This is a genomic window from Candidatus Thiodiazotropha endolucinida, from assembly GCF_001715975.1.
Classification (GTDB): domain Bacteria; phylum Pseudomonadota; class Gammaproteobacteria; order Chromatiales; family Chromatiaceae; genus Thiodiazotropha; species Thiodiazotropha endolucinida.
The window spans coordinates 1-16,268 of sequence record NZ_MARB01000015.1 but is presented as its reverse complement, the minus strand read 5'-3'; the positions used below and the strand labels follow the sequence as shown (position 1 = coordinate 16,268).

15 protein-coding genes are annotated in these 16,268 nt (G+C 51.6%); 14 read left to right on the top strand and 1 reads right to left on the bottom strand.

Translation table 11 applies throughout. The features are described 5' to 3' along the window. Positions 1–72 precede the first annotated feature (72 nt). On the top strand, positions 73–1,368 hold the full coding sequence (locus CODIS_RS13130; RefSeq protein WP_069125871.1) for an adenylosuccinate synthase: 1,296 nt from the start codon (positions 73–75) through the stop codon (positions 1,366–1,368). A gap of 186 nt (positions 1,369–1,554) precedes the next feature. Here CODIS_RS13130 and CODIS_RS13125 read toward each other — a convergent pair whose 3' ends face one another. Continuing rightward, positions 1,555–1,995, bottom strand: a complete 441-nt coding sequence (locus CODIS_RS13125; protein ID WP_069125868.1) for an RDD family protein — start codon at positions 1,993–1,995, stop codon at positions 1,555–1,557. Between the two features lie 147 nt (positions 1,996–2,142). On the opposite strand from CODIS_RS13125, the gene CODIS_RS13120 reads away from it, so the two are divergent. The 13 genes from CODIS_RS13120 to CODIS_RS21240 all read left to right on the top strand — a co-directional run bounded on the left by CODIS_RS13120 (position 2,143) and on the right by CODIS_RS21240 (position 15,276). Beyond that, positions 2,143–2,538 carry a PilZ domain-containing protein gene (locus CODIS_RS13120; RefSeq protein WP_069125865.1) on the top strand — a complete coding sequence of 132 codons (396 nt, stop codon included), beginning with the start codon at positions 2,143–2,145 and terminating at the stop codon, positions 2,536–2,538. Positions 2,539–2,936: 398 nt separating this feature from the next. Next, positions 2,937–5,435 carry a PAS domain-containing sensor histidine kinase gene (locus tag CODIS_RS13115; RefSeq protein ID WP_235615218.1) on the top strand — a complete coding sequence of 833 codons (2,499 nt, stop codon included), beginning with the start codon at positions 2,937–2,939 and terminating at the stop codon, positions 5,433–5,435. A gap of 2 nt (positions 5,436–5,437) precedes the next feature. Then, positions 5,438–6,073: a response regulator transcription factor gene (locus CODIS_RS13110; RefSeq protein ID WP_069125861.1), complete on the top strand. Its 636-nt coding sequence runs from the start codon at positions 5,438–5,440 to the stop codon at positions 6,071–6,073. A 36-nt stretch (positions 6,074–6,109) separates the two neighbouring features. Beyond that, on the top strand, positions 6,110–7,363 hold the full coding sequence (locus tag CODIS_RS13105; protein WP_235615217.1) for an MFS transporter: 1,254 nt from the start codon (positions 6,110–6,112) through the stop codon (positions 7,361–7,363). Positions 7,364–7,412: 49 nt separating this feature from the next. Further along, the gene (cmoA, locus tag CODIS_RS13100) at positions 7,413–8,150 is read left to right on the top strand and encodes a carboxy-S-adenosyl-L-methionine synthase CmoA (protein WP_069126091.1); all 738 of its coding nucleotides are present in this window, start codon (positions 7,413–7,415) and stop codon (positions 8,148–8,150) included. Then, positions 8,147–9,121 (top strand): tRNA 5-methoxyuridine(34)/uridine 5-oxyacetic acid(34) synthase CmoB, encoded by a 975-nt coding sequence (cmoB, locus tag CODIS_RS13095; protein ID WP_069125859.1) that lies wholly within the window; start codon positions 8,147–8,149, stop codon positions 9,119–9,121. The genes cmoA and cmoB overlap by 4 nt, the downstream gene beginning before the upstream one ends. Before the next feature lie 222 nt (positions 9,122–9,343). Next, a complete protein-coding gene (locus tag CODIS_RS13090) occupies positions 9,344–9,835 on the top strand; it encodes a GNAT family N-acetyltransferase (RefSeq protein ID WP_069125857.1) in 492 nt (163 codons plus the stop codon). 93 nt (positions 9,836–9,928) lie between these two features. Beyond that, complete coding sequence (gene chrA, locus CODIS_RS13085; RefSeq protein WP_069125856.1) at positions 9,929–11,284, top strand: chromate efflux transporter; 1,356 nt, start codon at positions 9,929–9,931, stop codon at positions 11,282–11,284. Positions 11,285–11,312: 28 nt separating this feature from the next. After that, complete coding sequence (locus CODIS_RS13080) at positions 11,313–11,618, top strand: hypothetical protein (protein WP_235615216.1); 306 nt, start codon at positions 11,313–11,315, stop codon at positions 11,616–11,618. A 110-nt stretch (positions 11,619–11,728) separates the two neighbouring features. After that, positions 11,729–12,172, top strand: coding sequence for a secondary thiamine-phosphate synthase enzyme YjbQ (locus CODIS_RS13075; RefSeq protein WP_069125855.1), 444 nt, complete (start codon positions 11,729–11,731; stop codon positions 12,170–12,172). Positions 12,173–12,707: 535 nt separating this feature from the next. Continuing rightward, the gene (gene katG, locus CODIS_RS13070; RefSeq protein ID WP_069125853.1) at positions 12,708–14,870 is read left to right on the top strand and encodes a catalase/peroxidase HPI; all 2,163 of its coding nucleotides are present in this window, start codon (positions 12,708–12,710) and stop codon (positions 14,868–14,870) included. Between the two features lie 75 nt (positions 14,871–14,945). Then, positions 14,946–15,113, top strand: coding sequence for a hypothetical protein (locus CODIS_RS20980; RefSeq protein WP_154723123.1), 168 nt, complete (start codon positions 14,946–14,948; stop codon positions 15,111–15,113). A gap of 13 nt (positions 15,114–15,126) precedes the next feature. Then, on the top strand, positions 15,127–15,276 hold the full coding sequence (locus CODIS_RS21240; RefSeq protein ID WP_201259032.1) for a hypothetical protein: 150 nt from the start codon (positions 15,127–15,129) through the stop codon (positions 15,274–15,276). Positions 15,277–16,268 lie beyond the last annotated feature (992 nt).

Below are 16,268 nucleotides of genomic sequence, written 5' to 3'. Positions count from 1 at the left end.
TTTCTGCAAGAATCGCTGACTTAACTTTAATCTAGATCCGACTCCGATCGGAAATAACAATTTGAGAGTGCCATGGGCAAGAATGTCGTAATAATCGGAACACAATGGGGAGACGAGGGTAAAGGCAAGGTTGTCGACCTTCTGACCGACAAGGCCTCCGCTGTGGTGAGATTTCAAGGTGGTCACAATGCCGGCCATACACTCGTCATCGATGGAGAGCAGACCGTATTGCATCTGATTCCCTCCGGGATTTTACGCGAGGGTGTGCGCTGCCTGATCGGCAACGGTGTGGTGTTGGCACCTGACGCCCTGCTGGAAGAGATAGATACACTCGAGCAGAACGGGGTGCCTGCTTCGAGTCGCATGGGCATTTCAGAATCCTGTCCACTGATCCTCCCGTATCACATCGCGCTTGATGCAGCACGGGAAAAAGCGCGTGGAAAAAAGGCCATCGGCACCACCGGACGCGGTATCGGCCCCGCTTACGAAGACAAGGTATCCCGGCGGGGTATACGCCTGGGCGAGATATTTGATCAGAAGCACATCAGCGAACGACTGCGGGAGGTGATGGACTATCACAACTTCGCCCTCAAGCATCTGTTCGAATACGGAGAGGTCGACTATCAGCAGGTTCTGGATCAGTTGCTGGAACAGGCACAACGGCTGCAGCCCATGGTGGATGATGTAACCGGAACCCTCCATCAATTGAGGCGCGAAGGCAGGAATGTCATGTTCGAGGGTGCGCAAGGGGCGTTGCTCGATATCGATCACGGCACCTACCCTTACGTCACATCATCCAATACCACCGCCGGGGGTGCGGCAACCGGTTCCGGTGTCGGCCCCCGCTATATCGACTATGTGTTGGGGATCGTCAAGGCCTATACAACCCGGGTCGGTGCAGGCCCGTTCCCCACTGAGCTGTTTGACGAGGATGGCGACCATCTGGGTACCAAGGGTCATGAATTCGGTGCGACGACCGGGCGAAAGCGTCGCTGTGGCTGGTTGGACCTGGTCGCATTGCGGCGTTCACTGGAGATCAACAGCGTCAGCGGCATGTGTATCACAAAGCTGGATGTCCTCGATGGTATGCAAAAGGTCAAGATCTGTGTGGCATACAAGTTGAACGGCCAGGAGGTCACATCGCCCCCCTCAGGCGCTGACCGCTTTGAGGAGTGTGAACCGGTTTATATCGAAATGCCGGGTTGGCAAGAGTCCACGGTCGGTCTGACCAGCTTCGATCAGCTGCCCCAGGCAGCTAAAGAGTATCTGAAAAAGATTGAGGAACTGTGTGACACGCCCGTCGATATCATCTCGACCGGCCCGGACAGAATCGAAACGATCGTGCGGCGCCACCCGTTCGAAAGCTGAGTCTGCTCACCCGATATTCCGGTACGTTCACTCGACGCAAAAAAACCGATTGGATCGGTCTGGACAGGTGCCAGGTTAGCGCCGGAAAGTGATTAACAAATTGCTATCTGTGTGTCCGCCTGCGCATCCTCACTCGCTCAGCTATCTGATCGAAACTGCCAGCAATGAAAATGTGACCTGGATCAACTATTCGACAATTATCAGTCGTGTTTTTGAAAGCCGGTCATGCCAGGCGAGCTTTTGCGGATCGAGCAGAATCCAGATAAATCCAAGCCCGAAAACCAGAATCGAAAAGAGGGCGGCGAAGTGGCGTTTGAGGGCATCCGACCAACCCACATCCCCCCCGTCCATACGTATCAGTTTGAGTCGCCAGGCACGCATGCCAAGGGTTTGACCGCCTCGAGCCCAGAAGCCGGTAAAGAATATCAAGGGTATGATTTCAAAGATAAAAAACTGGAAAAAAAGAAGCATCGTACCGCTGGGATTGCCGAACGGAAGCGTGACGATAGCTGTCGCTACAAACAATAGGGCGATTAACAGCAAGCTGTCGTAGAGGATGGCGGCCAGACGGCGGATGAGGCCTGGAATGAGAGCTTCTTCGGCTTCGGGGGTGCTATAAGCTGGCATCTGTCTACATACAATTGGGTAGATGATAAGAGATCACGGAGATCTCAACCTAGGACAAACCCTAATATTCTGCGGCAATACTCCCGATTTGAAAAATCCGCACCAGGTTTAAGTCCTGCTAATACAGCAATTATTTGGAGCGAAAGCATGGAACACAGACGTGACCATCGCAAGTTGCTATCCTTCGAAATTGTAATCAATGATCGCACTCATGGACAGTTACATGGAAAGGTAAGAAATATCAGCCTGAGTGGTATGCTGGTCGATATCGGTGACAGCTCACACCATCTTAATCCGATCGTTGATGTATCATTTCCCGTCGAAACCTGCGGCGGTAAAAGCCAGTGCCAGGCTAAAGCATTTATCGTGCATCAGCAGCCCGGCTGTCTGGGATCGATGTTCAGCGAGCTGGATGCCGGTGTCAGGCAGATGTTGCGGAAGATGCTATATGGCTATGCCACAGTCGCGGAGAGAGCCTATATGCACACCGGCTACAGTGATACATCCCAAGCATTGCCTAACCGGGCCAGTGCCAACTATTGACCTGACCGAACCTCCTGAAAACTATAATACCTCCAGTTAACTGGAATCCAGATTTGATAAAGACGCATTCCGCGTCTTTTTTTTACTTTAGATTTTATATTGTTCAATGTTGCTATCTCGATTTATCACAGCGATATCCGACAGGGCCGGTTGGATAAATTTCAACAGGGCCTGAGTCGAGCGTACTCCTGATGTAACCGATTGTCAGATGAATTGCCCAATAGACTGGAATAGTGACAACAACCAGGGTAAAAAGGGTGCGGCAGCCGTTTTTCCAAGTCCGCGTGTGACAGATTGCCTTATATATCGAATTGTTTTTTTTACCGGCTACCCCGACTATCCGCAAAATGAGCACTAACTATTCACAAAAATGGCGGAACAGGCTGGTAAACCTTTCCTTGCCAACACTTTCACTTTTGGCCGGGATCTTTAGTGGATTGGTCGCCTGGTTGCTGTTAGATCCTATCCAGGGTAAACACCTGGAACAGCTCTTTCAAAATGAACTGGTGAACCGGTTGGATATGCGTGCCGTGGAGACACGCCGCCGTTTCGAAGAGTTTATTAAAGAGTGGCAACTGCAGGGCCATGCGATTTCGAATCACTGGCAGCTAATTACCTATCTCAACTCCTTTTCATGGTATAAATCGGCGCAGCGGACCAAATACTACAATGAGTCGCCAAATTGGTTGGAAATAGGTCACCCCAATGTCAGTTTAATAGCGCCTGGCCAGGTGGTCCTGATGGATATGCGCGGCAAGGCTCGTGAGATTTATCAAAGAAAATTGCTGCCGTTCAACATAGACAGAATCCTAGAGTTATATCCAAAGCGTGATGATGCAGTCATCACATTGATCGAGGGTACTCCCTACCTATTGGTCTGGTCGAACATTGCCTACCAGCAGGACACAGATCCGGCGGTCGTTCTTCTGATCATCGATGTCGATGAATTATTTCTTGCCGAGTCACAGAAGATGGCACACGGTACGGATACGCTTATCGCATTGATCGATTCCAACGATCAGAGACTCCTGGTAAGCAGCAATCAGGAAAAGATACCCCAAGGTTCCTACATACGGGATTGGCGCGACAGCTATCTGTTGACTTCCCAGGCCATCACTCAATACCAATCATTGGATCACGATCTGCTGTTTACCACCATGGTGTCGCGGGATGTAGTACAGCAGAACATAAAAAACATCTCCAAACTGGCTCAACTGGACCGTCTGCTTGCAGCGTTGGTCTATGTGGTTGTGTTCTCCTTCATCATCTTTTTGATATCCGCCAAAATCAACCAGGTTTTAAAACGCATATCCCGTTACGGGCAACAAGCATTGGGTGTGCAGCAGCCGGTTATAGAAAAGGGTAACGTACTCCTGCAGCTGGAGGATTGGGTAAAGAAGTTTTTTCGCCAGTTGATCACCGCACGCGATACCCTGCACGACAGACAGGAGAAGCGAATTCGGGAAACCGAAGTCCTAAAGAGTGCGCTATTCGATAATTCCATGGTGTCGATTGTGACATTAGACGAGCAAGGCATTGTTGTGGAAGTCAACGGAACAGCGCTGAACACGTTTGGCTACTCAAGGAGACTGCTGATGGGCAGGAGACTGGAGGAGATAGCGATCAAGCCGGATGATCGTAGCCGTTTCCGCGACATGTTGGGGCGATGCATCAAGCGCAGTGTCGGACCCAGTTTCTGCCGTGATCAGCCGATGCTGGCGGAAACCGCCAACGGTGAAGAGAAGGCAATCGAGTGTTCTGTCATTCCGATTCATCTCCAAAATCAGACACTATTCAATGTCTATCTCCGTGATGTCAGCGGGCGCAGACAGGCTGAACGGGAGATTGCGAGTCTGGCCAAGCTTGCCAGTGAAAATCCCAATCCCGTGTTGCGTATCAATGATAAGGGGGTCATTGTCTATGCCAACGATGCCAGTGAGCCACTGCTGACCTATTGGGATTGCGAGCGCGGTCAGACGTTGCCGCTCTATTGGCGCAACCTGGTTGCCAGTGTCCTTAAAGAGGGCGTCAACAAGGTCTATGAGATCAATCTGGAGGACCAGATCTATTCATTACAACTGGCGTCCATCAGAGAGTTGGATTATGTCAATATCTACGGACGCGACTTCACCCAAATGCGTCTGGCTGAGATGCAGAGCAGACAGCACCAGTCAGAACTTGTCCATGTCTGTCGCCTCAGTACAATGGGCGAGATGTCCACCGGATTGGCTCATGAGCTGAACCAGCCACTGTCGGCAATCATCAATTTTGCCAGTGGTTGTGTCAGGCGCCTGCAAACCGGTAGCGGTGGTGAAGCCGAGTTGTTGGACGCCATGGCCCAGATTACTGTGCAAGCGGAGCGGGCGGGTGAGATTATCAAGCGATTGCGCTCACTGGTGGGGAAACGTCCCCAGGAGCGCGAGGCGGCAAATCTCAATCACCTGGTGCTGGAAGTTGCCTCATTCATAGAGTTCGAGGCTGACCGGGAGAAGGTTGAGGTCTGTGTGGAATTGAGCGATGAGGTTCTTCCGGTTATGGTTGACCTGGTGCAGATAGAGCAGGTGTTACTCAACCTGGTGAGAAACGCAATCGATGCCATGAAACAGGTCGATGTCTCCCAGCGCAGACTTCTGCTAAAGACAGAGAGAGTGAATAACAAGATGGTGCAGGTTCTTGTCAGAGACAGCGGTCCCGGTATGTCGCCGGAGACGCTGGAGCATCTCTTCGATGCGTTTTTTTCCACCAAGAAGGGTGGTATGGGAATGGGCTTGCGAATCAGTCAGAAAATCATGCAAGATCACCATGGCTTGATTGAAGTCGTATCCGAAGTCGATGAAGGAACGACCTTTCACGTTATCCTGCCAACGGATCCCAAACTCGAACTACCAGGTTTTTAACCATGACCAAACCACCGACAGTATTTGTTGTAGATGATGATCAAGCCATGCGGAATTCGTTAAAATGGCTTATAGAATCGGTTTCCATGCAGGTGGAGACATTCGAGTCGGCAGATGCCTTTATCAAAAGTTATTATCCCGGACGATCCGGCTGTCTATTGCTGGATGTACGCATGCCGGGGATGAGCGGTCTGGAGTTACAGGAGTATCTGCGGGCCAACCAGATTGCCATACCGGTGATCATCATTACCGGTCACGGAGATGTGCCGATGGCCGTCAGAGCGATGAAATCGGGCGCGGTCGATTTCATCGAGAAACCCTTCAACGATGAATTGCTGCTCGAAAGCATCCGCTATGCGCTGGCATTGGATGTGAAGCAGCGGGATATGCAGAAACAGCGTGCGGAGATCGCCACCCGTCTGGCGCGCCTGACACCGAGGGAACACGAAGTGATGGTCATGGTGACCAACGGCAAGGCAAATAAGGAGATTGCAAGCAGCCTGGGGGTCAGCGCCAAGACGGTCGAAGCGCACCGGGCCAGGGTCATGGAGAAGATGCAGGCCAACTCCCTCGCCGAACTGGTCAGGATGGCGATCAGTGCCAATCTCACGCTCTCCGAGTCAAAGAGCGAAGAGTAGTCTCAGTTGTCCAAGTCCTTGTTAAAGGAGCCTCGGGTGCTCGCGTGGAGTCTCTACGACTGGGCAAACTCAGCTTTCGCCACTACCGTGATGGCCGGTTTCTTTCCGATCTTCTTCAAGCAGTACTGGAGCGCGGACGTTGTGGCCACCGAGAGCACTTTTCGATTAGGGTTGGCCAATTCGGTGGCAAGCATCATCGTCGTATGTCTTGCCCCGCTGTTGGGGGCGCTGGCTGACCAGGCCGGGGCGAAAAAGCGCTTTCTGCTCTTTTTTGCCGGTATGGGTATCGTTATGACCGGTGGGCTCTATCTGGTGGCGATGGGAAACTGGGCCATGGCCCTGGTGCTCTACGGCCTGGGAGTGCTCGGTTTCTCCGGTGGCAACATCTTCTACGACGCTCTGATGGTGTCGGTGACGCAAAAGCAAAACTACGACAAGGTCTCCGCATACGGATTTGCCTTTGGCTATCTGGGCGGCGGGGTATTGTTTACCTTCAATGTCCTGATGACCTTGTTCCCTGCTTTTTTCGGTCTTGCCGATGCCGCACAGGCAGTGAGACTCTCATTCATAATGGTAGCATTGTGGTGGGCCCTGTTCTCCATTCCCCTGTTTCTGCTGGTGGAGGAGCCATCGGTCGGAGCCCATGAAAAGAGGTGGATACTGGCAGGATTTCGCCAGTTGATCGGCACCTTCAGTAAACTGAAACAACTGCGCATGGCATTCCTGTCTCTGGTCGCCTATTGGTGCTATATCGACGGTGTCGATACCATTGTCAGAATGGCGGTGGACTTCGGGCTCTCTATCGGATTCGATGCCAACAACCTGATGGTGGCCCTGCTGATTACCCAGTTCGTCGGTTTCCCCGCCGCCATCGTATTCGGCGAGATCGGTAACAGGCGCGGCCCCAAGCAGGGCATCATGCTGGCCATCTTCTGTTACCTGATGATTCTGCTCTGGGCTTATCACATGGAGGCGGTGTGGGAGTTCTATCTGCTGGCCATCGCCATCGGTCTGGTACAGGGCGGCATTCAGGCGCTCTCACGCTCCCTCTATGCACGCCTGATTCCCCACGATCAGTCAGCGGAGTTCTTCGGTTTTTATAACATGCTGGGTAAGTTCGCCACGGTGCTGGGACCGCTGTTGATGGGCTGGATCGGTGTGCTCACCGGCGATACCCGCCTCTCGATTCTCTCGATCAGCATCCTGTTTATCATTGGCGGTGTATTATTGAACTTCGTAGATGTGGAGGCGGGGGAACGGGCGGTGCAGGAAACGGGTGATAACCAATGATGAGCAGCCTGCAAACCGCGCGACAACTCACCTGATGCCCTTTCGATCTATGGCAGACGATTCGAACAAAGACAGGCTCTATGCGGATGCCCGCGAACTCGTTCCCGATTTTGTCTTCGACGACCGGGTGGCCCGTGTCTTTCCCGATATGATCAACCGCTCGGTTCCCGGTTACGGAACCATTATCAACATGATCGGTACCCTGGCTGCACAATATGTCAAGGACGGCTCATACTGCTACGATCTCGGCTGTTCGCTGGGTGCGGCCAGTATGGCGATTCACTCCGCCATCGAGGCAGTGGATGTGACCCTCGTCGGTGTCGACAACTCCCCCGCAATGCTGGCCAGGGCCAAAGCGAATCTGGTCCAATGCCGATCCGATCCGGCGATTGAACTAATATGCGCCGATATCCGCGATGTGACGATTCAACAGGCATCGATGGTGGTTTTGAACTTCACATTGCAGTTCCTGCCCGCCGAGGAGCGGACCAGGATCCTGAAAAAGATCCATCACGGGATGTTGCCGGATGGCCTGTTGGTCCTCTCTGAAAAGATTGTGGTAGCCAACGATACGGCCCAGCAACTCTTCACGCAGATGCATCATGGCTTCAAAAAGGCTCAGGGCTACTCTGATCTGGAGATCAGCCAGAAGCGATCCGCACTGGAGGATGTCTTGATCCCCGAGAGCCTGGCCTGCCACGTCGAGCGCTTGAAAGCGGTTGGCTTCTCCACGGTCGAGGTCTGGTTCCAGTGTTTCAATTTTGTCTCCCTGCTGGCCATCAAATGACGGATCGATGGGCATGGCGACAACCTTTCATGGAGGGGCCGCTGGGGAGATGGTTTGAGCAACTGCCGCAGCAGGTCGAACGGGTATGGCGGGAAAAGGCCCATGGGGATATGGAGGAGTGGCGCAGGATCGTCTCCCGGCTGCCAACGCCAAATCTGTCATCCATCGACTTGAACAGTGCGCGAATCAGGGCGGGCGTCACAGGCGACTGTAACGAGACGATGCGCCAGCAGTTAATCCAGTTTCTCTCAGGATTGCATCCTTGGCGTAAGGGGCCCTACGAAGTATGCGGCCTGCATATCGATACCGAATGGCGCTCCGATCTAAAATGGGACAGGCTGCAATCCCATATCCAGCCACTGAAGGAACGGGTGGTGCTGGATGTGGGTTGCGGCAACGGCTATCACGCCTGGCGCATGCTGGGGGAGGGTGCAAGACTGGCCATCGGTATCGACCCCACCCAACTCTTCATCATGCAGTTCGAAGCCATCAAACATTTTCTCGGCGAACACCATCCGGTTCATCTCTTTCCCCTCGGCATCGAGCACTTGCCGCCGGATATCAAGGGGTTCGACACTGTTTTCTCAATGGGGGTGCTCTATCATCGCCGGTCACCCTTCGCCCACTTGGCTGAACTGAAAGGTGCGCTGCGCAACGGCGGCGAACTTGTCCTGGAGACCCTGGTGATCGAAGGGGGTGAGAACCGGGTGCTGGTACCCCGGGGCCGCTATGCCAAGATGCGCAATGTCTGGTTTATCCCCAGCACGGAAACCCTGCACTTATGGCTGGAACGGGCCGGTTTCAGCCAGGTGAAACTGATCGATGTATCGGTAACCACCGTCGAGGAGCAGCGTGCTACAGAGTGGATGCGTTTTGAATCGTTGGCGGACTATCTCGATCCGGCAGACAGGAGCCTGACCATTGAGGGTTATCCTGCGCCTCGCAGGGCTGTTTTTGTTGCCAGGCAATAATGTGGATTCATTGGCCGGTTTAACCAGCTAATGATCAAGTGACCTTGCAATTGATCCTATTGTCTAGATAACTCTCTTGTATTCTCGAAATAAATAGGGACTATATTTTTCCGGTAGAATGCCCTTCCCAGTCGTTTCAAAACGAGAATTGCTTACTATGCGGCATACCATACTATTTGTGTCGCCTACATAATCTACAGATATGTTCAATAATTGAAAAGCATGGAAATAAGAAAATACAAAGAAACAGACTGGAGCCAAGTATGGCCTATTATAGAAAAGGCATTTCGTGCAGGTGAAACATATCCTTATTCGCCGGAAATCACAGAACATGAGGCCCGGAAGCTCTGGATAGTAGTGCCGCAGGAAGTATATGTAGCAACAGCCGAGGAGGGCGAAATTTTAGGCACATATTATATAAAACCCAATCAACCCGGACTTGGTTCTCATGTTTGTAATTGTGGCTATATAGTTTCAGAAAATGCCAGAGGAAAAGGTGTGGCGTCGGGAATGTGTGAGCACTCACAGCAAGTAGCAGTGGATGTGGGCTTTCGTGCCATGCAATTCAATCTAGTTGTTTCCACAAACGAAGGGGCAATTCGTTTATGGAAAAAACTTGGTTTTCAGGTTATAGGCACACTGCCAAAAGCCTTTAAAAGCCAGAGTGCTGGTTACGTTGATGCACTTGTAATGTATAAAGAAATTAAAACATGACAAATGGGTTAACCGAAATGTTCCTAGTGCATAACCTGTGACTCAAAAAACGTGTCTTTAGAACACAAGATCACACCAATTGAGTAAAATTGAATGTCAGCGAGTACTGAAGAAATAGAAGAAAAACCCGAAAATGTACCATTCGCGGAAGCTTTTCTATATTGGCTGAAACTGGGATTTATCAGTTTTGGCGGGCCGGCGGGCCAAATAAGTATGATGCATCAGGAACTGGTCGAAAAACGTCGATGGATTTCCGAGCATCGCTTTTTGCATGCCCTCAACTACACCATGGTCTTACCGGGGCCTGAAGCGCAACAATTAGCAACCTATATTGGCTGGTTGATGCATGGTGTTTGGGGCGGTATTGCCGCTGGCGTTCTGTTCGTACTACCATCGTTGTTCATTCTCATGGGATTAACCTGGGTCTATTTGGCTTATGGAAATCTCCCTGCGGTAGCAGGTATCTTGTATGGAATTAAACCAGCTGTGACTGCGATTGTCATTTTTGCGGCCTATCAAATCGGCTCAAGAGCATTAAAAAACAATCTACTTCGTGCAATGGCGGTATTGGCATTCTTGGCTATTTTCGCTTTAGATGTTCCGTTCCCCTATATAGTGTTGATGGCGGGACTGATCGGTTATGCAGGTTCACACTTTGCGCCTGATCGATTCCGGACAGGTGGACATCATGCTGAATCAGGCAAATCATATGGGCCCGCTTTGATTGATGATGGTACACCTGTTCCGGAGCACGCCAAATTCAAGTGGTCGAGATTGATCGTGTTTAGCGCGATAGGTCTTGCCATATGGGGGAGTGCTATGGTGCTGCTTACCACCAGTTATGGGTGGGAGGGTACGCTTACACAAATGGGATGGTTCTTTACCAAGGCGGCACTTGTTACTTTTGGCGGTGCTTATGCAGTCCTTCCCTATGTGTATCAAGGAGGCGTAGATCAATATGCTTGGCTGAGCGGTACACAAATGATAGATGGTTTGGCATTGGGGGAGACCACACCTGGGCCTCTGATAATGGTGGTGGCCTTTGTCGGTTTTGTTGGCGGATGGACAAAAGAGTTATTCGGTCCTGAATTGCTGCCTTTGGCTGGCGCTGCAGGTGCGGGTATCGCAACACTTTTTACCTTCTTGCCATCCTTTTTGTTTATCATGTTAGGTGGCCCCGCAGTCGAAGCAACAAGGCATGATATCAAGTTCACGGCCCCCTTAACCGGCATCACAGCAGCGGTTGTCGGAGTGATCATCAATCTAGCTGTGTTTTTTGCATACCATGTTCTTTGGCCTCAAGGTTTCACAGGAAGATTTGAATGGTTTTCTCTTTTAATTGGTATCGTTGCATTTGTCGCCCTATTTAAATACAAAGTCGGTATTGTTCAAGTGATTGGCGCATGCGCAGTGATTGGTTTGGGTTACTTCCTATTTCTGTGGAGATAACTTTTAGGGCTAACAATTGCTACGCCGGATGGCAATTCCGTTGCACTTCACCGCCACTGGTGGCTTGGTCGTTATTCAACCCAACAACAGATTGTGTATGAGCATATATGAATGGACACTTATCCATGCCTTAATAGCACTATTTTGGCTTTGGATACTCATTTGGGGTGGCGCCAAAAAACTTGAAGGGTGGGGTGCCTTCTTTCTCATTGATTGGCTCGCGGCAAGACTGGATAAAGAACAACTGCGGTTGTATGCACTGTTGTCTTTAGTGATTCAGGTGATTTGGTACGTTATTGGTGCGATCAATCCTGATTGGCGTGGATTTCCATAATGTGACTGAATAAATAGCGGCAATTGCCAACCTTATTGCGGCTGGGATGCCCTCACCATCATGCGTATGCCCAAAGCCTATTAGTTAGGCTTAACATAGGAGATCGCTGGATGTCGAATTGCTACAAAATATTGAATATTTCCACAGGCCGGCCATTCGAAGTATGTGATATTACCGAGCAAGTCGAAAGCGTGGTAAGAGAATCGGGGGTATTGGAGGGAACGGTAGCAATCACTTCGCTGCATACCACCTGTGCTATTTCCGTCAACGAAAACGAAGAGCGTCTATTCGAGGATATACGCAACTTCCTCTTAACCATTGCCTCGCCCGAGGGATCGTACAAGCATAACGACTTGCATCTGCGTATCAATATTCCGCCTGACGAACCCGAAAATGCACACGCCCACCTGATTGCCATGATACTTGGAAACAGTGAAACGGTGCCGCTACATGATGGTGCATTGGTGCTTGGGCGTTACCAGTCCATCCTGTTACTGGAGATGGACGGGCCACGCGAGCGCACATACGCGGTACAGGTGGTTGGCGTCAGTTGAATGCGAACCTTTTTACCACCGTAGACAGCCCAAGCCAGATAACGTGAAAACAGGCCCTGGAGTATTCAGCTTCTGTTTGACCTTTCCAGTATCACCGTAATACATCATTGCAGGTTTAAGATTCTCCTGGGAATAGTATTTATCCTCAAAGTTTATAAAAACCGAATATAGGCTCCCGAAGGCCCCACTATCCAGTCCAAGAGAAAAAACCTTCTCTCACGGGGCACTTCAATCCACCACTATTTTGCCTTACAAAACCTCGTTGGTTTCGTCCAATGCCAGTGAGAGAAAGGGATCTGAGCCCCTTTTATTGCCCATCGTTCTATCCAGACCATGATCAAGTGATCCTGCCAGGGATCTCACGTTTTGGCTGTGTAACCGCTTTAGAGAATTGCAGCAACTGCCGGAGAAGTCAACGATAGAAAAAAACAAATAAAACAATAGTAACAATTGATTTTACAAATTAAATGAGAGCGCTAAAAATATAAAACAACGGCAAAACATTCATGTCTGGAACACGAGAGGAGATAACACAATGTCTGAGAACAAATGCCCATTTCATCATACGGCTGGAGGCGGTACGTCGAACCGGGATTGGTGGCCCAACCAGTTGCGGCTGGATATTCTGCGCCAACACTCATCCAAGTCCGATCCAATGGGTGAAGAGTTTGATTACGCCGAAGCATTCAAGCGCCTGGACCTGGATGCCGTGAAGAAGGATCTCAATGAGTTGATGACCGATTCACAGGAGTGGTGGCCGGCCGACTTCGGCCACTACGGGCCTTTGTTCATTCGTATGGCCTGGCACAGTGCCGGCACCTATCGCACCAGCGACGGGCGTGGCGGCGGGGGAACCGGGAACCAGCGCTTTGCACCGGTCAACAGCTGGCCCGACAACGTCAATCTCGACAAGGCGCGCAGGCTGCTGTGGCCGGTCAAGCAGAAATATGGACGGAAAATCTCCTGGGCCGACCTGATGATCCTCGCGGGCAACGTGGCATTGGAATCGATGGGCTTCAAGACCTTCGGCTTTGCCGGCGGGCGCGAGGATATCTGGGAACCGGAAAAGGATATCTATTGGGGCACTGAGGAGAGCTGGCTGGATGACAAGCGCTATGCGGGCGACCACGAGGAGCTCGAGAAGCCCCTCGCTGCCGTGCAGATGGGCTTGATTTATGTGAATCCTGAAGGACTGAATGGCAACCCCGATCCACTGGCGGCTGCCAAGGATATCCGCGAAACATTCGCCCGCATGGCGATGAATGACGAAGAGACGGTTGCCCTTATTGCAGGCGGCCACACCTTCGGTAAAACCCACGGTGCCGGCGATGCGGCACTGGTGGGCGCCGAGCCGGAAGCGGCCGGCATCGAGGAGCAGGGTCTGGGCTGGAGCAGCGGTTTCGGCAGTGGCAAAGCCGGTGATACCATCACCAGCGGCCTGGAGGTCACCTGGACAGCAACCCCGACCAAGTGGAGCAACAACTTCTTCTGGAACCTGTTCGGATACGACTGGGAGCTGACCCAGAGCCCGGCCGGTGCGCATCAGTGGATACCGAAACATGGGGCGGGCGCCGATTCGGTACCCGACGCCCACGACCCGTCGAAACGTCACCCGCCCACCATGCTGACCACGGACCTCGCCCTGCGCTTCGACCCTGCCTACGAGAAAATCTCCAGGCGCTTCTACGAGAACCCGGATGAGTTCGCCGACGCCTTTGCCCGTGCCTGGTTCAAGCTGACCCACCGCGACATGGGCCCGCGCGCCCGCTACCTGGGGCCGGAAGTGCCGGATGAAGAACTGATCTGGCAAGACCCGATCCCTCCGGTCGATCATGCCTTGATCGATGAGGATGACATTGCCGGCCTGAAGAGACAGATCCTCGATTCCGGGCTCTCCGTGGCCGAACTGGTATCGACCGCCTGGGCGTCCGCCTCCACCTTCCGTGGCTCCGACATGCGCGGCGGCGCAAACGGCGCACGCATCCGGCTCGCGCCGCAGAAGGATTGGGAAGTCAACCAACCGGAACAGCTGACGAAAGTGTTGAATTCCCTTGAAGGCATCCAGAGCGGGTTCGACAAGCCGGTCTCCATGGCTGACCTGATCGTATTGGCGGGCTGTGCCGGTGTCGAGCAAGCGGCGAGAAATGCAGGACACGATGTGACGGTACCTTTCACACCGGGCCGCATGGACGCCTCCCAGGAGCAGACCGATATCGAATCCATTGCCGTTCTCGAACCGATCGCGGATGGGTTCCGTAACTACCAAAAGGCCAAATACACGGTCTCGGCTGAAGAGCTGCTGGTGGACAGGGCGCAACTGCTGACCCTGACCCCGCCTGAAATGACGGTACTCATCGGCGGTATGTGGGCCTTGAACACAAATTACGGTGGCACGAAACACGGCTTGTTCACCGACCGTCAGGAGACGCTGACCAATGACTTCTTCGTCAACCTGCTCAACATGGGCACAACGTGGAAGGCAACCTCGGCAGACGAAGATCTCTTTGAAGGCAGCGACCGAGTGACCGGCGAACCCGTTTGGACCGGCACCCGTGTTGACCTGATCTTCGGTTCCAACTCCGAACTGCGCGCTTTGGCGGAAGTCTACGCCACCGCGGATGCCGAAGAGAAATTCGTGCATGACTTCGTGGCAGCCTGGGACAAGGTAATGAACCTGGACCGCTTCGATATCGCCTGAACCGCGTGATCATGGCTACAGGGATGTGGCCTTTTCAGCGACAGAAAACACGATTCAGACTAGGAGATAGACAACATGAAGGCATCAAACAGAGCAGTCAGCGGTGTGAGCCTACCCCGATCAGTAAAGCGTGGATATTGGATGACGGTATTGGATCTGGGCATCCCCAACATCGGAAAGAGTCGGCCGGTTAATGACAGGCCCCATACCCGACGAGGCAATGGCTACAACTGCATGCCTTAGAGGAAAGTGATCAATGAATGACCCAACAACTATTGCTGTCCATGAAAAACACACAAAAGCCTGGACAAAAAAGCTGGCCTGGGGACTTCCCCTGTTTTTTCTGATCAAGGGACTATTATGGCTGGCGGTTCCTGTTCTAATCGCGATGTATGGAATCGATTAATTTGGAATCCTCAGGATGAATCGGTGAAAAACGGAGTCAACCAAGGAATTTTGTAGAACAAGTACTCTAAGGTGCTAACGTCTCTCATTTTACCGATGGGTAGCGTAAATCGAGCATATCAGGAGAATGGCATCTGATCCGAAAGGTGCTTACTTAAGCCAAGAACCACCGTCATCCCGGCGCAGACCGGGATCCAGAATGCTTTATGGTGACGCTACTCCTGGATTCCGTCCTGCACCGGAATGACGAAAAATCTGAAATTCGTCTTAAGTAAGCGCCATTCAAGTCTGATCCTATAGTGTGTGCTCCTGCTATTGATCCTTCTATGGGACAAATATCAGGAATTATGTTCTGCAGTATGCCTTACCTATTCAACGAGTCTCTGGTATTCTTTTGAATATATAGGGATTTGTGTCTACTGGCAGGATGCCCCTTCCGGTTGATCTCACTTCCATTTGTCTCTAAATGATAATTATTTACGATGCGGCATAATACAATATCTGGAGCCGGCTGCATAACGCGATAATAGGTGCCGGCAATATAATCAACTGTTGATGCACGTAAGGAAAGTAAGTTAGATCATAAACAGAATAATAAAAAAATCTGTAATAAGATTCTGTATAGAATTTCAGAAAAAACTGACAACGGAACCGGAAAAGGGAGACAAAGAGTGATAAATAAATATGATACCGTGGAGCTTCAGGTTCACACGGTTAGCGAGCTGAACCGGATGAACCTGAAGCTCCACGGCAAAGAATCCCTCTCTGTCATGTGCCACTTCAATGCACAGTTACCACTAGATAGATGGACTTAGTATAGAACCTCAAGAACACCTTAGTCATGAATCGTTTCGATTTGAAAATAATGATATTCCGCATCAATCGGGTAAGGGCGGGTCTCTAACCCGCCCTCCCCACACCACCTAGCATGCGGGTCCGCACTAGGCGGTTCATCAAGCATAGTGAAACTTAATCCATAGCTCCCTGACAGAG

Bases quoted from the DNA above. Each gene is read 5' to 3' on its own strand.
- CODIS_RS13130 (WP_069125871.1), top strand. From the start codon at position 73: ATGGGCAAGAATGTCGTAATAATCGGAACACAATGGGGAGACGAGGGT.
- CODIS_RS13125 (WP_069125868.1), bottom strand. From the start codon at position 1,995: ATGCCAGCTTATAGCACCCCCGAAGCCGAAGAAGCTCTCATTCCAGGC.
- CODIS_RS13120 (WP_069125865.1), top strand. From the start codon at position 2,143: ATGGAACACAGACGTGACCATCGCAAGTTGCTATCCTTCGAAATTGTA.
- CODIS_RS13110 (WP_069125861.1), top strand. From the start codon at position 5,438: ATGACCAAACCACCGACAGTATTTGTTGTAGATGATGATCAAGCCATG.
- cmoA (WP_069126091.1), top strand. From the start codon at position 7,413: ATGGCAGACGATTCGAACAAAGACAGGCTCTATGCGGATGCCCGCGAA.
- cmoB (WP_069125859.1), top strand. From the start codon at position 8,147: ATGACGGATCGATGGGCATGGCGACAACCTTTCATGGAGGGGCCGCTG.
- CODIS_RS13090 (WP_069125857.1), top strand. From the start codon at position 9,344: ATGGAAATAAGAAAATACAAAGAAACAGACTGGAGCCAAGTATGGCCT.
- chrA (WP_069125856.1), top strand. From the start codon at position 9,929: ATGTCAGCGAGTACTGAAGAAATAGAAGAAAAACCCGAAAATGTACCA.
- CODIS_RS13080 (WP_235615216.1), top strand. From the start codon at position 11,313: ATGGCAATTCCGTTGCACTTCACCGCCACTGGTGGCTTGGTCGTTATT.
- CODIS_RS13075 (WP_069125855.1), top strand. From the start codon at position 11,729: ATGTCGAATTGCTACAAAATATTGAATATTTCCACAGGCCGGCCATTC.
- katG (WP_069125853.1), top strand. From the start codon at position 12,708: ATGTCTGAGAACAAATGCCCATTTCATCATACGGCTGGAGGCGGTACG.
- CODIS_RS20980 (WP_154723123.1), top strand. From the start codon at position 14,946: ATGAAGGCATCAAACAGAGCAGTCAGCGGTGTGAGCCTACCCCGATCA.
- CODIS_RS21240 (WP_201259032.1), top strand. From the start codon at position 15,127: ATGAATGACCCAACAACTATTGCTGTCCATGAAAAACACACAAAAGCC.